This is a genomic window from Actinoplanes sp. NPDC049802, assembly GCF_040656595.1.
GTDB lineage: Bacteria > Actinomycetota > Actinomycetes > Mycobacteriales > Micromonosporaceae > Actinoplanes.
In genome coordinates, this window is sequence record NZ_JBFAMR010000022.1 from 76,657 (window position 1) to 89,725 (window position 13,069).

The window sequence follows — 13,069 nt, forward strand, 5'->3', positions numbered from 1 at the left end:
TCACCGGGCGCGCATCCCGGCGGGCCGGGGATGTCGTTACCGGCGGTAGCGGAGTAGCGTCCCGCTGCATGGTGCGACGGTGGAGGCAGGCACTGCTGACAGCCCTCTGCGGGGTGCTCATCGCCGCCGTCAAAGTCGGTGACGGCTCGCCCGGTTCGGCGGCGCTGCTGCTCGCCGCGTTCCTGGCGATCGGCTTCCTGCTGTCACCACTCGCCTTTCCGCGCACGTCAGGCGGGTCGGGCGACGACCGGCCGGTCGTCTACTGGCGGCCCGGGTGCCCCTACTGCCTGCGGTTGCGGGCCCGCCTCGGTCCCGAAGCGGGCCGGGTGCGCTGGGTCGACATCTGGCAGGACCCGGACGCGGCAGCCACGGTCCGAGGGATCACCGGCGGTGACGAAACCGTGCCGACCGTCGTCATCGGCGGCCGCGGCCACGTCAACCCGGATCCGTCCTGGCTGCGCGACCAGATCTCGCCGGCCAGCCGCTAAACCCTAGATCAACTTGTTTCCGGTCCAGCCCAGGAAACGGTCGTAGAACTCGGCCGGCGCCAGCGGAGACAGATCCGTCATCGCCCGGTCCAACTGCCCCCACATGTACATGGCGAGCATGACCCGGTCGGCACCGTCCACGAGCGACATCCGCGCGGGCGGGCACGGCCACGGCTGCCCGCAGGCGCGGCAACTCCACGATGGTCGCTCACAGGTGTGATCCGGCGATTCCGTTCCGGTGACACGGTCGAGCTCGCCTGGCCGGTTCTGCACGGTGTCCTCCCGCATTCGGCGTGATGCCGCCATGTAGTACTCGCGCCGGCGCCGAAAGGTTCGATCCCCACGGCAATGGGCGAGCCCGCTATGGTCTGACGTCACCACCACGGATCATCACGGAAGGCAATTGGCGTGACGCACCAGAAGCCCGGGACCGTCGACACCGCCGAAGTGGACGAAGGTCCCAACAACCTCCTGCTCGGTATCACCGTGGCGGTCCTCGCCCTCGCGGTGACGCTCTTCGGAGGGCTCGCCGTCCTGAATCCGATCTCGCTGATCAGCCTGGCCCCGGAATGGTTCGCGGAACCGGGCACCGCGCAGATCCTCGCCGCCACCGCTCTGACCATGCTGATCGCGGGCCTGCTCTACACGGCCGTCCGCGCCGCGAACCGGGGATACGAGCAGGCCGCCATCTGGATCACTCTCGCGGCGTTGCTGGTCGTGCCGATGTTCTCCGTCGTCTGACGCTCAATACCGGGGCGCCTCGACCGGCTCGAATCCGTTCTCCGCGGCCGTGCCGACGTCACGCTCCCCGGAGGCGTCGATGACGAACACATGGTCGTAGAGACTGCGGGCCTCGAACTCCTCCCACCGCTCCGGAGCCCACGACCCGGGCTCGGCCGGATCGATGTCGGAATGGTTCGGCCGGGTCACCCAGCGCACCACGTGCACGACATTGTCACGCACCTCGATCCGCCACAGATCGTCCGGTTCCTCGCCCTCCGCGCTGACCGTTCCGTTCAGCACGTGATCGAAGGTGAAATGCTCGAACACCGCCGGATAGAACCGTCCCGGAACGGGGTCGTCCAGCTCGCCCCGAACCACGGCGCCCGGTTTCAGAAACGCGCCGATCAGAAAGGCGAGCCATCTGTCCGCGTAGTAGAACTTCTCCTCGCCGTTCCAGGTCAGCGCCTCACCGGCGGCGGTCGGCACCCACTTGCAGTGGTATCCCGGAAGCTCGGGCGGCGGGCGGTCCGGCTCGTAACTGTCGTCGACGGTGACCTCGCCGACCCACACCGCGTACGGCCCCCGCTCGCGGTGTGAATGGCGGGTCTCGGCGAAACGGTCCAGGTATTCGACCTCATACGGATTCAGCGGGGGAACGATCGTCACCTGACCGGTGAAATCGGTGTTGTAGCCCACTGCCGTCCTCCCCGTAGCCGGCCATCCGTTGCGCATCTGAATGATCCCCCACCCGGCCCGTCCGCGGTGTCCTTCTCGCCCCGAGCGCAAACCTCCAACTGTCAGCCGGCTACCGGAATGCGGGCCAGTGCTCCGGCCTTCAGGCCGGGGGTGAAGGCCCGCGCGGGAGGGCCGCCAGGCCCGAGCAGTGCCTTAACCGGGACGGTTCTGCTGCTCGATGTACTGCTTGATCACACTCAGTGGTGCGCCGCCGACGGACCCGGCGAAGTACGAGCCGGACCAGAGCTTGTTGGCTCGGTAGTAGTGGCGCACCAGGTCGGGGAACTCCTGCCGAAGGCGGCGCGAGGACACGCCCTTGAGACTGTTGACCAGGCGGGCCACGGCCACCTTGGGCGGGAAGTCGACGAGCAGGTGGACGTGGTTGTTCTCGCCGTTGAACTCGACCAGCTCGGCCTCGAAGTCGGCGCACACGTCCCGCATGATCTCCTCCATCCGGGTCAGGTGCCGGTCGGCGAATACTTCGTGCCGGAACTTCGTCACGAAAACCAAGTGGACATGCAACGCGAAAACACAGTGCCTGCCAGTACGGATGCCTTGAACTTCGACCATAAACCAAAGATGGTACAGTGATGTTCGTGCAGCTCCGTTACAACTACCGGATCACCCCGGACGCCGCCCAGCGCACCGCGCTGGCGCAGGCGTTCGGGTGTGCCCGCGTGGTTTTCAACGATGCGCTGCGACTGCGTCAGCAGGCCCGCGAGGCGGGCGAGAAGTACGTCCCGGACGGCGAGTTGTCGCGCCGGATCATCACCGAGGCGAAGGCGACCCCGGAACGGGCGTGGCTGGGCGAGGTGTCGGCGGTGGTGTTGCAGCAGGCCCTCGCGGACCTGAACACCGCGTACCGCAACTTCTTCAACTCGCTCTCGGGCAAGCGCAAGGGCCGCAAGTCGGCCCCGCCCCGGTACCGCTCACGCAAGGACAACCGGCAGGCGATCCGCTTCACCAGGAACGCCCGGTTCAAGATCCTCGACAACGGCCGGCTGCGGTTGCCGAAGATCGGCGACCTGCCGGTCCGCTGGTCGCGGACCCTGCCCTCGGATCCGTCCAGCGTCACGATCATCAAGGACGCGGCAGGCCGGTACTTCGCCTCGTTCGTCGTGACCATCGGCGAGGACGAGACGCTGCCGCCGGTCGACTCCGAGATCGGTATCGACCTCGGGCTGACCCACTTCGCCGTGATGTCCGACGGCACGAAGGTGACCGCGCCGAAGTTCCTGCGCCGCGCGGCCCGCAAGCTCAAGCGGTCGCAGCAGGCCCTTTCGCGCAAGCAGAAGGGCAGCAACCGTCGCAAGAAAGCTGTGATTAAGGTTGCCCGCGCTCATGCGCGGGTGGCCGACACCCGGCGCGACTGGCAGCACAAACTGTCCACGGCGATCATCCGCGACAACCAAGCGGTGTACGTCGAGGACCTGTGCGTTGCCGGTCTCGGCCGGACCCGGCTGGCGAAGTCCGTGCATGATGCGGGCTGGGCCAGTTTCACCGGCATGTTGGAATACAAGGCGGCGCGTTACGGGCGCACCTTCGCCCGGGTGGACCGGTTCTTCCCGTCCACCCGAATGTGCTCCGACTGCGGCCGGATCAACGCCAAGATCGCGCTGAACGTCCGGGAGTGGAACTGCCCGTGCGGCAGCCACCACGACCGGGACGTCAATGCCGCCATCAACATCAAGGCCGCCGGGCAGGCGGACTTCAACGACCGTCGAGCGCAGGTAAGACCAGGACTTGTCCCGGCACCGCGCAGTGAAGCGGTAACCCACCAGAACGCCGCGCGTGCCACGCGCAGCGTGGCTGGAATCGCCGTCCTTTAAGGCGGCGAGGATGTCAAGAGGTCAAGGGCGGGCTCCCACGAGCCGTCGGTGGACGGTCAGCTCAGGGCGGTGAGCTCGGCGCGGGGGAAACCGGCGTCGTCGAGGGCACCGCAGTCGAGGCCGCGCAGCAGATAGCCGGCGAGTGCCCGGGCGGTGGCCGGCTCATCGGCGATGCCGCTCTCCTGCCGGTCCAGATAGCGGTGCAGGCGGGTAACGGCGGCGTCGCGGCCGTCGCGGAAGAACTCGTAGGTGGCCGCAAAACGGGTCGGCAGCTGCGCCGGATGCAGATCCCAGCCCTGGTAATAGCCCCGTTCGAGGGAGCGGCGGACCAGACGGCGGTGCAACTCCCAGGCCTCGCGCACCTGGGCCGCGCCGCCGACCGGAAGGATGTTGGTGGAGCCGTCGCAGAGACGCACCCCGGTCTGGGCGGCGGCGGCCTGCATCACCGCCTTGGCGTAGTCGGCGGCCGGGTGCTCCATCGACTGGTAGGCGGCGGCGACCCCGGCGGCCGCGCTGTAGTCGTAGGTGCCGTAGTGCAGACCCGTGCACCGGCCGCCGGCCGCGGTGATCAGCCGGGCGACCGTGGCGGTCCCGTCGGCGGCGAGCACCGCCGACGGCAGTTCGATCTGGATCTCGAAGGTCAGGGCGCCGGCGCTCAGCCCGTACGATCGCTCGAGCTTCTCGCAGAGGGTGACCATGGCCTTGACCTGGTCCGGGCCGCTGACCTTGGGCAGCGTCACGGTGAAGAGACTTTGATAGCTGTCGAGGAAGAGGTCCAGCGTGCGCAGAGAGCGGCGACGGGTGGCGGCCTCCAGCGACTTGATCCGGATCCCGAGGAACGGCGGCGTCGGCCCGGCGGCGAGGATGGCGGCCGCCTTGCGGACGGCGGAGTCCTCCTGGTCGTCGTCGCGGACCCCGTAGCCGTCCTCGAAGTCGACGCGCAGGTCCTCGATCGGCTCGCGTTCGAGCTTGGCCCGGACGGCCGGGTCGGGCCAGGGGAAGTCGTTCTCGTCCATCGTCCGCAGCGCGATGGCGCCCCAGTCACGGAAGTCACCGAGGCGGTCGGCGGGCACGTACACCGTGTGCACCGGCTGCCGTCCGGCCTGCTCACCGGGGTAACGGGCCCGCAGGAACGCGTCGTGTGCGGCGAGGCTCACGTCGATCTCGTCGTAGTCCTGCCCACTCAGGCGCATCCACGACCCTCCCCGTCGATCTTGCCGGTGATTGTCCGTCCCGGTCGTTTCGCGACCGTTACGGCCACCCCGGGGTGACGCCGCCGCACAGCGGCGCCTCCCCGGAGCTACCCACGAGCGCTCGTGGCGCCCGCCTTCCCGCCGACCCCGGACGGCGTCACCTCCCCGTCACCCGCATCGGCGGCGCCGTGCGGCGTTCGTCTTCCGCTCCGCCGGGGTGGCGTTCGTCTTCCGCTCCGCCGGGGTGGCGTTCGTCTTCCGCCCCGCCGGGGTGGCGTTCGTCTTCCGCTCCGCCGGGGTGGCGTTCGTCTTCCGCCCCGCCGGGGTGGCGTTCGCCTCCAGCCGCCGCCCCGCCAGGGTGACGTTCGCCTCCCGCGAGCCGCCGGGGTGGCGTTCGCTTGTGCCGACCGCCGGGGTGGCGTGCGCTTTGCGCCGGCCGTGGGGGCGTCAGTCGATCGAGTCGTAGGCCGCGCTCGTCAGGAAGTCGGCGAAGTCGTCGGCGAGGGCGACCCGCTCGAACAGCTTGCGGGCGTCGTCGTAGCGCCCGGCCGTCCAGGCCTCGTCGCCGACCTCCTCGCGGATCTTCGCGAGTTCCTCGTCCTCGATCTGCCCGACCAGTTCCGCGGTGATCGGCGTACCGTCCTCGAGCTTGACCCCGTTGTGGATCCACTGCCAGACCTGGGAGCGGGAGATCTCCGCGGTGGCGGCGTCCTCCATCAGGTTGTGGATCGCGACGGCGCCGTTGCCACGCAGCCACGCCTCCAGGTACTGCAGGGCCACGTTGACGTTGTTGTGCAGGCCCGCCCGGGTGACCGCGCCACCGGTGCCGGCCACGTGCAGCAGGTCGGCGGCCACGACCGCGACGTCCGGGCGCTTCCTGGCGAGCTGGTTGGGCTTGTCGCCGAGCACCCGGTCGAAGATCTCCTTGCAGACTCCGACCAGGTCGGGGTGGGCCACCCACGAGCCGTCGAAGCCGTCGCCGGCCTCGCGCTCCTTGTCCTCCCGGACCTTGGCCAGCGCCACCTCGTTGACGTGCGGGTCGCGGCGGCTCGGGATGAAGGCGGCCATCCCGCCCATCGCGAAGGCGCCCCGCTTGTGGCAGGTGGAGACGAGCAACTCGGTGTACGCCCGCATGAACGGCGCCGTCATGGTCACCGCGGCACGGTCCGGCAGGATCATGTTCGGGTTGTCACGGAAGTACTTGATGATGCTGAACAGATAGTCCCACCGGCCGGCGTTGAGGCCCGAGATGTGCGGCCGGAGGCTGTAGAGGATCTCCTCCATCTCGAACGCGGCCGGGATGGTCTCGATGAGCACAGTGGCGCGGATCGTGCCGACCGGGATGCCGAGCGCCTCCTGCGCGTGGGTGAAGACGTCGTTCCAGAGCGCCGCCTCCTTGTGGGACTCCATCTTCGGCAGGTAGAAGTACGGCCCGCTGCCGCGCTCCAGCAGTTCCTTGGCGTTGTGGAAGAAGTACAGCCCGAAATCGACCAGCGCGCCGACCGCCGGCTCACCGTCGACGGGCAGGTGACGCTCGTCGAGGTGCCAACCGCGGGGGCGCATCACGATCGTGGGGTACGGCCCGCCGTTCAGTTCATACGTCTTCTTCTCGGTTTCCAGCGTGATGGTGCGCCGGATCGCGTCGAACAGGTTCCGCTGACCGTCGACCACGTTCGACCAGTGCGGGGTGTTCGCATCCTCCAGGTCGGCCAACCACACCTTGGCACCGGAGTTGAGCGCGTTGATCGTCATCTTGCGCTCGGTCGGTCCGGTGATCTCGACCCGGCGGTCCTGGAGATCGGCGGGCGCGGGCGGCGCCGTCCATTCGGCCGCGCGAATGTCCGCGGTCTCCGCCAGGAAGCCCAGCGTGGCCCCGGCCGCGATCTCCGCTCGGCGCGCGGCCCGCGCCTGGAGGAGCTCGTTACGGCGAGCGCGGAAGCGCCGGTTCAGGTCGGCGACGAACGCCACGGCCTCGTCGGACAGGATCTCGGTCATCGTTGACGATTCCTCTCAGTGTGGTTACTCCCCCGTACCGTAATCGAGCATTATTCATGGTCCTTCCCACCGGTCTACCACCCCCCGGCCGCTGTGGCTCACTTCTCTTTCGGGCCGCTAGCCGGCGTCCATGAGGCGACGGTGCGCCCGCCGCGCCCGCTCGGTGAGCGTGTCGGCGTCCGCGTTCACCAGCTCGCCGCGCTCCACCACCGGGCGGCCGCCGACCAGCGCCAGATCGACCCGCGCCGGTGGGCCGAAGACCAGAGCCGCGACCTTGTCGTCGATGCCGTCGTGGCCCAGCCCGTCGAGGCGCCACATCACCAGGTCGGCCAGCTTGCCCACCTCCAGCGAGCCGATGTCGTCCGCCCGGCCCAGGCAGCGGGCGCCGCCGACGGTGCCGAGCCGCAACGCCTCCCGCGCGTCCATCGCCTTCGGGCCGCCGCGCAGCCGTGCCGTGTAGAGCGCCTGCCGCAGCTCGGCTCCCAGGTGCGAGACCTCCTGCGACGCCGACCCGTCGACGCCCAACCCCACCGGGACGCCGTGGTCGAGCAGCTCACGAACCCGGGCCGATCCGGCGCCGAGTCGCGCGTTCGAGCTGGGGCAGTGCGCCACGCCGGTGCCGGTGGCGCCCAGTCTGGCGATCGCCGAGTCGTCCAGGTGAACGCCGTGCGCCAGCCAGACGTCGTCGCCCAGCCAGCCGACGCGTTCCGCGTACTCCACCGGGGTGCAGCCGAACCGCTTGCGGCAGAACTCGTCCTCGTCGTCGGTCTCGGCCAGGTGGGTGTGCAGGCGCACCCCCTTGCGCCGGGCCAGCACCGCGGCCTCCTGCATGAGCCGGGTCGTCACCGAGAACGGCGAGCAGGGAGCCACCGCGATCCGCAGCATCGAGTCGGGCGACGGATCGTGCCAGCGGTCGATGGCGGCCTCGGTGGCGGCGAGCGCCTCGTCGGTGTCCTCGACGACGTGATCGGGTGGCAGGCCGCCGTCCTTGCGGCTCAGGTCCATCGAGCCCCGCGTCGGGTGGAACCGCACGCCGATCATGCGCGCCGCTTCGATCTCCGCGGCCAGCACGTCACCGCCGTCACGGGGGAAGACGTAGTGATGGTCCATGCTGGTGGTGCAGCCGGACAGGGCCAGCCAGCCGAGGCCCGCCCCGGCAGCCGCGCCGACGATCTCGGCGTCCAGCCGGCCCCAGATCGGATAGAGCGTGGTGAGCCAGCCGAACAACGTCTCGTCCAGCGCCAGGCCGCGGGTGGCCCACTGGTACAGGTGGTGATGTGTGTTCACCAGACCGGGAGTGATCAGGCAACCGGAGCCGTCCACCCGGCGGGTGCCCTCCGGCACGACGGGCGCCGGTCCCGCGCCGACGGCCGCGATCCGCCCGTCGTCACCGGCCAGCACATGACCGCTGGTGTGCTCCCGTCCGGCCGGGTCGACGGTCGCGACCGTAGCGTTCTCGATGAGGATCACAGCCACCACTCCGCTGTCGCCGGCGGCGCGTCGTCACGCGTCACACTGCCCTCGATCAATCCGTACGGCCGGTCGCCGGCGATGAACACCTCGTTCGGGTTGTCCAGACCGAACGGCGACAGGTCGACCAGATAGTGATGCTTGTTGGGCAGCGCCAGCCGCACCTCGGCCACCTCCGGCCGAGCCCTGAGCAGTCGGCCGCCCATCGCATACAGCGTCTGCTGCAACGAGTAGCTGTAAGTGTCGGTGAAAGCGCTGACCAGCGCGTCCAGCGCGCCCTCGAACGACTTCGCCCAGTCGGCGGCGTCGCCGCCGTGCCGCCAGCGGGCATCCACCGCGGTCGCCAGGATCCGGTCGGTGGCCGGTGGCAGGGTGGTGAACTCGTCCTGCACGAAACCGTGGAACTCGGAGTCCGTCGAGTTCAGCAGCACCAGGCCGGTGACTCCGGAGACCACCTGGGTTGCCTCCTCGGTCACGGTGACCACGGTGGTGCGGGTGTGGTCGCCACGACGCCGGAACGAATGCGGGCCGAGCCGGTCCCACGCGAACGACTCGATCGACACCTTCGCCCCGTGCACCTGCGGCTGGGTGGCGACGAAATGCCGGGCCAGAAGCAGGGCGAACGCCTCGGGTTCGCCGACACCGTGCTTCTTGGCGAACGCGTACACCGTGTTCTTCATGGTGTCGGTCGGCAGGACGCCGGAGTTGTCCCCGGTCAGATGGGTGGCGGTCAGGTCGCCGGAGAGCGCGACGCTGACGTTGAGGTCGACCAGGCCGTGCGTCTCACCGTCACGGTGCACGCGGACGAGACGGGTCTCCGCCTTGCCGTAACGGTTCGGTCCGAGAACTATCGCCAACGGTCAGCTCCCTCGGTAGGTGGTGTAGCCGTACCGGCTCAGCAGCAGCGGCACGTGATAGTGACGGGTCGGGTCGTGCACGTGGAAAGCGACCGTGATCTCCGGGAAGAAGCAGTCGCCGCCCAGGTAGGGCTCCACGTAGAAGAAGAGGCGGTAACCGCCGGCCTGCCACGCGTGCATCGGCACCTCGTAACGCAGGCGGCCGTCGTCGTCTGTCCGGCCCTCGGCGATGGTGCCCCAGCCGTCGGCGTCGCGGCGCTCCAGCCGGACATAGACGTCCCGGGCCGGCTCGCCGGTGACCGTGTCCAGGATGTGCGTCGAGATCCGCGCGTGGAACTCGGCCGTCACGCCGTCAGAGGGCATCGAGCACCCGCTCCAGCCGGAGCAGCGCGATCCGGCGCAGCTCGTCGGTCACGATCGCCCGCTCGGTGGCGTCGTCGTTGCCGAGACGCTCCCGGGCCACGGCCAGGATCTCCGCCTGCGTCCGGCCACTCGCGAAGATCAGGAACACGTGCCCGAATCGGGCCTCATACTCTTTGTTCGCCAGGATGAGGGCGGCCCGGGTCTCGTCGTCGGCGCTGCCCGCGGCGGCAGACTGCTCCACCCGGGACCATGCGGCCTCCTGGGACTGTCCGGCGGCCCGCTCGCCGATGCGTGGATGCGCGGACAGGCCGAGCAGCACATCGGACCAGCTCAGCTCACGGGAAGCGGCATCGGCCGCCGCGATGATCGCGGCCCGGTCGGCATAGGGCCGGCCGGCGGCCGTCCGGGCGCCCCAGGCGGGCGCCGCGCAGCAGGCGAGCAACTCCTCCTCCAGACGCTCCGTGGGCAGAGCGTTGAAGACATCCACCACACCCATCGGTCACCCCCTCGTCGATCTTGGCCAGTCAATCAGGCCGGGCCCGCGGCGTGCACCGGCGGACCGAAGAATTAACAGGGCTCGTTCGTCCGCCACCCTGCCACGAAACACGCGGGAAAACCTCGCCTGTGGACAACGCCAGTGGGCGTAACAGCTTCTGTGGACAACGCCCGCTTCCGCCGGGAATGTGGTAAGCGACAGCCAGCCTGTGGACAACCGCGGAAGTGCCACAGGCATGGGCCAGACTGGTCCCGTGCTCATCGCCACCGACGCTCTCCCCGACCTTCCGGTCCGCCCCGTGCTGCCCCGGGTCGCCGCCACGCTCGCCGGCACCGGCGCCGCGGTCCTGGTCGCCCCGCCCGGCACCGGCAAGACCACGCTGGTCCCGCTGGCGCTCGCCGCCGGTGGCCGGGTCATCGTGGCCGAACCACGGCGGGTCGCCGCCCGGGCGGCCGCCCGCCGGATGGCGTCGCTGCTCGGCGAGCATCCCGGTGGCCGGGTCGGTTACGCGGTGCGCGGTGAGCGCCAGGTCTCCCGCGAGACCGTGGTCGAGGTCGTCACCACCGGGCTGCTGGTCCGGCGGCTCCAGGCCGATCCCGAGCTGGCCGGTGCCGCCACGGTGATCCTCGACGAGTGCCACGAGCGTCACCTCGACTCCGATCTGGCACTCGCCTTCCTGGTCGAGGTTCGGGCCGCGCTCCGCCCCGATCTGCGCCTGCTCGCCACGTCGGCCACCGCCGACGCCGATCGCCTCGCCGCGGTTCTCGGGGCGCCGGACAGCCCGGCGCCGGTGCTCACGGCACACGCCCGCACCCATCCGGTCGAGGTGATCTGGGCGCCGCCGGCCGGTCCGGTGGCGCCACCGCACGGGCTGCGCGTCGACCCACGTCTGCTCGACCACGTGGCCGCGACGGCACGGCGTGCGCTGTCCGAGGGCGACGGCGACGTCCTGGTCTTCCTGCCCGGCGCCCGTGAGATCGAGACGGTCGCCGGAAGGCTTCACGGCCTCGATGTCGATGTGGTCGCCCTGCACGGCAGGCAGTCCGGCTCAGCACAGGACGCGGCGTTGCGCGCCGGCCCACGCCGCCGGGTGGTGCTGGCCACCGCGGTCGCCGAGAGCAGCCTCACCGTCCCCGGGGTGCGCGCGGTGGTCGACGCCGGGCTCAGCCGGGTCCCACGGATGGATCATGCCCGGGGTCTGGGCGCGCTGGCCACGGTGCCGGTGTCCCGCTCCAGCGCGGATCAGCGCGCCGGCCGGGCCGGGCGAGAGGCGCCCGGACGCGTCTACCGTTGCTGGTCCCCGGCCTTGCACGACCGGCTCCCCGCCCAGCCCGAGCCGGAGATCGCGGCCGCCGACCTCACCGGGTTCGCGCTCGACCTCGCCCTGTGGGGGCATCCCGACGGCACCGGCCTCGCTCTGCCCGACCCACCGCCGGCCGGCGCCCTCCGCGCCGCCACGGCCGTGCTGCACGACCTGGGCGCCCTCGGGTCCGACGGCCGCGTCACCCCACGCGGCCGGGCCCTGGCGTCCGCCGGGCTGCATCCACGCCTGGCGCGCGCCCTGCTCGACGGCGCCACCACGGTCGGGGTCCGCCGTGCCGCCGAACTCGTCGCCGTCCTCGACGACGACCGGTCGGCCACCGACGACGTGGTCGCCGCGTGGCGCCGCTCCCGCTCCTCCGACGACACCGCCTGGCGAGCTGAGGTCCGCCGCCTGACCAGCGCCGTCGACCGGGCCACGCGGACACCGGCCCCGGGCGCCTCACCCCACGGCGACACACCCGCCCAGACCCCCGCACTCACCGCGGGCGGGAGCGCCCAGCGGCCGCCACGGGACACGCTCGCCCCCGCACGCGACGGTGGTGAGCGGCGTGCCACGGTCGGGACGGGTGCGTCGGGTGGCCGGCTCGGGGACGACCTTGCGGCCGGGCTGGTGGTGGGCCTGGCGTTTCCGGAGCGGGTGGCGCGGGTCCGGGAGCCGGGCGGGCGGGCCTATCTGATGGCCGGCGGCACCGCGGCCGAGTTGCCGTCAGGCAGCTCGCTCGCGGGCACGCCGTGGCTCGCCGTCGCGAGCGCCGATCGCCCGGCCGGTGCACGGGTGGCGCGGATCCGCAGTGCCGCGCCGATCGACGAGGACACCGCACGGGAGGTCGCCGCACCGCTGCTCACCGATGCCACCGAGATCGGCTGGATCGACGGGGATGTGGTGGCCCGGCGGGTTCAGCGGCTGGGGGCGATCACGCTGACGTCCGAGCGGCTGACCGATCCTGATCCGGCGCTCATCCGGGAGGCGCTGACCACCGGCCTGCGCGAGTCGGGTCTGGGTCTGCTGCCCTGGAGCCGGGGTGCCGAGGAGCTGCGGAAACGGCTGGCCTTCGCGCACGCGGCGCTCGGCGATCCGTGGCCGGACGTGTCCGACACCGCGCTGCTGGCGGGCCTGGAGGAGTGGCTGGATCTCGGCTCCGTCCGTCGCCGGGCCGACCTGGCGAAGCTGGACGTCACCGCGGGCCTGCGGCGCCTGGTGCCGTGGCGGGTGGCGGGCCGCCTGGACGAGGTCGCCCCGGAGCGGCTGCCGGTACCCAGCGGGTCGCAGGTGCGGGTCGATTACCGGGACCCGGCGGCGCCGGTGCTGGCGGTGAAGGTGCAGGAGGCGTTCGGCTGGCGGGAGGCACCACGGCTGGCCGACGGCCGGGTTCCGGTTCTCCTGCACCTGCTCTCCCCGGCCGGGCGGCCGGTGGCGGTCACCCGGGATCTCGGTTCGTTCTGGGTGCAGGGCTATCCGCAGGTGCGGGCCGAGATGCGGGGCCGTTACCCACGTCACCCGTGGCCGGAGGATCCGACCACGGCGGAGCCCACCCGCCGCCTGAAGCCCCGCTCACGATGATCCGCGAGGCGGACGGTGTCGCATCCGTGCGGGTGG

The 13,069-nt window shown here is 71.0% G+C and carries 14 protein-coding genes; 5 read left to right on the top strand and 9 right to left on the bottom strand.

Going from position 1 to position 13,069, the window contains the following annotated elements; translation table 11 throughout:
- Positions 1 to 68 precede the first annotated feature (68 nt).
- Positions 69 to 488, top strand: coding sequence for a glutaredoxin domain-containing protein (locus AB0I88_RS17625; RefSeq protein ID WP_361024848.1), 420 nt, complete (start codon positions 69 to 71; stop codon positions 486 to 488).
- Positions 489 to 491: 3 nt separating this feature from the next.
- Here AB0I88_RS17625 and AB0I88_RS17630 read toward each other — a convergent pair whose 3' ends face one another.
- Positions 492 to 629 carry a hypothetical protein gene (locus AB0I88_RS17630; RefSeq protein ID WP_361024851.1) on the bottom strand — a complete coding sequence of 46 codons (138 nt, stop codon included), beginning with the start codon at positions 627 to 629 and terminating at the stop codon, positions 492 to 494.
- Positions 630 to 896: 267 nt separating this feature from the next.
- Here AB0I88_RS17630 and AB0I88_RS17635 point away from each other — a divergent pair, with 267 nt between their 5' ends.
- Entirely contained in the window at positions 897 to 1,229 is a 333-nt protein-coding gene (locus AB0I88_RS17635) for a hypothetical protein (RefSeq protein ID WP_361024854.1), read from the top strand.
- A gap of 3 nt (positions 1,230 to 1,232) precedes the next feature.
- Here the strand turns inward: AB0I88_RS17635 and AB0I88_RS17640 are convergent, their stop codons facing one another.
- Together AB0I88_RS17640 and tnpA are read right to left on the bottom strand one after the other, a co-directional pair.
- On the bottom strand, positions 1,233 to 1,907 hold the full coding sequence (locus tag AB0I88_RS17640) for a hypothetical protein (RefSeq protein ID WP_361024857.1): 675 nt from the start codon (positions 1,905 to 1,907) through the stop codon (positions 1,233 to 1,235).
- A gap of 192 nt (positions 1,908 to 2,099) precedes the next feature.
- The gene (tnpA, locus tag AB0I88_RS17645; RefSeq protein ID WP_361024860.1) at positions 2,100 to 2,516 is read right to left on the bottom strand and encodes an IS200/IS605 family transposase; all 417 of its coding nucleotides are present in this window, start codon (positions 2,514 to 2,516) and stop codon (positions 2,100 to 2,102) included.
- Positions 2,517 to 2,536: 20 nt separating this feature from the next.
- Between tnpA and AB0I88_RS17650 the strand changes: the two genes are divergently transcribed.
- Positions 2,537 to 3,775, top strand: a complete 1,239-nt coding sequence (locus tag AB0I88_RS17650; RefSeq protein ID WP_361024863.1) for a transposase — start codon at positions 2,537 to 2,539, stop codon at positions 3,773 to 3,775.
- A 56-nt stretch (positions 3,776 to 3,831) separates the two neighbouring features.
- On the opposite strand, the gene AB0I88_RS17655 is transcribed toward AB0I88_RS17650, so the two are convergent.
- Positions 3,832 to 4,968: an aldolase/citrate lyase family protein gene (locus AB0I88_RS17655; RefSeq protein ID WP_361024866.1), complete on the bottom strand. Its 1,137-nt coding sequence runs from the start codon at positions 4,966 to 4,968 to the stop codon at positions 3,832 to 3,834.
- Positions 4,969 to 5,185: 217 nt separating this feature from the next.
- Between AB0I88_RS17655 and AB0I88_RS17660 the strand changes: the two genes are divergently transcribed.
- Positions 5,186 to 5,434: a hypothetical protein gene (locus AB0I88_RS17660; protein ID WP_361024869.1), complete on the top strand. Its 249-nt coding sequence runs from the start codon at positions 5,186 to 5,188 to the stop codon at positions 5,432 to 5,434.
- Here the strand turns inward: AB0I88_RS17660 and aceB are convergent.
- The 5 genes from aceB to uraD all read right to left on the bottom strand — a co-directional run bounded on the left by aceB (position 5,416) and on the right by uraD (position 10,149).
- Positions 5,416 to 6,963 carry a malate synthase A gene (aceB, locus tag AB0I88_RS17665; RefSeq protein ID WP_361024872.1) on the bottom strand — a complete coding sequence of 516 codons (1,548 nt, stop codon included), beginning with the start codon at positions 6,961 to 6,963 and terminating at the stop codon, positions 5,416 to 5,418. The genes AB0I88_RS17660 and aceB overlap by 19 nt on opposite strands.
- A 117-nt stretch (positions 6,964 to 7,080) precedes the next feature.
- On the bottom strand, positions 7,081 to 8,433 hold the full coding sequence (locus AB0I88_RS17670) for an 8-oxoguanine deaminase (RefSeq protein WP_361024875.1): 1,353 nt from the start codon (positions 8,431 to 8,433) through the stop codon (positions 7,081 to 7,083).
- On the bottom strand, positions 8,430 to 9,290 hold the full coding sequence (pucL, locus tag AB0I88_RS17675; protein WP_361024878.1) for a factor-independent urate hydroxylase: 861 nt from the start codon (positions 9,288 to 9,290) through the stop codon (positions 8,430 to 8,432). The genes AB0I88_RS17670 and pucL overlap by 4 nt, the downstream gene beginning before the upstream one ends.
- A 3-nt stretch (positions 9,291 to 9,293) precedes the next feature.
- Positions 9,294 to 9,653: a hydroxyisourate hydrolase gene (gene uraH / locus AB0I88_RS17680; RefSeq protein WP_361024881.1), complete on the bottom strand. Its 360-nt coding sequence runs from the start codon at positions 9,651 to 9,653 to the stop codon at positions 9,294 to 9,296.
- A complete protein-coding gene (uraD, locus tag AB0I88_RS17685) occupies positions 9,643 to 10,149 on the bottom strand; it encodes a 2-oxo-4-hydroxy-4-carboxy-5-ureidoimidazoline decarboxylase (RefSeq protein WP_361024884.1) in 507 nt (168 codons plus the stop codon). Before uraD ends, uraH begins: the two co-directional genes overlap by 11 nt.
- Positions 10,150 to 10,408: 259 nt before the next feature.
- Between uraD and AB0I88_RS17690 the strand changes: the two genes are divergently transcribed.
- Entirely contained in the window at positions 10,409 to 13,033 is a 2,625-nt protein-coding gene (locus AB0I88_RS17690; RefSeq protein ID WP_361024956.1) for an ATP-dependent helicase C-terminal domain-containing protein, read from the top strand.
- Positions 13,034 to 13,069 lie beyond the last annotated feature (36 nt).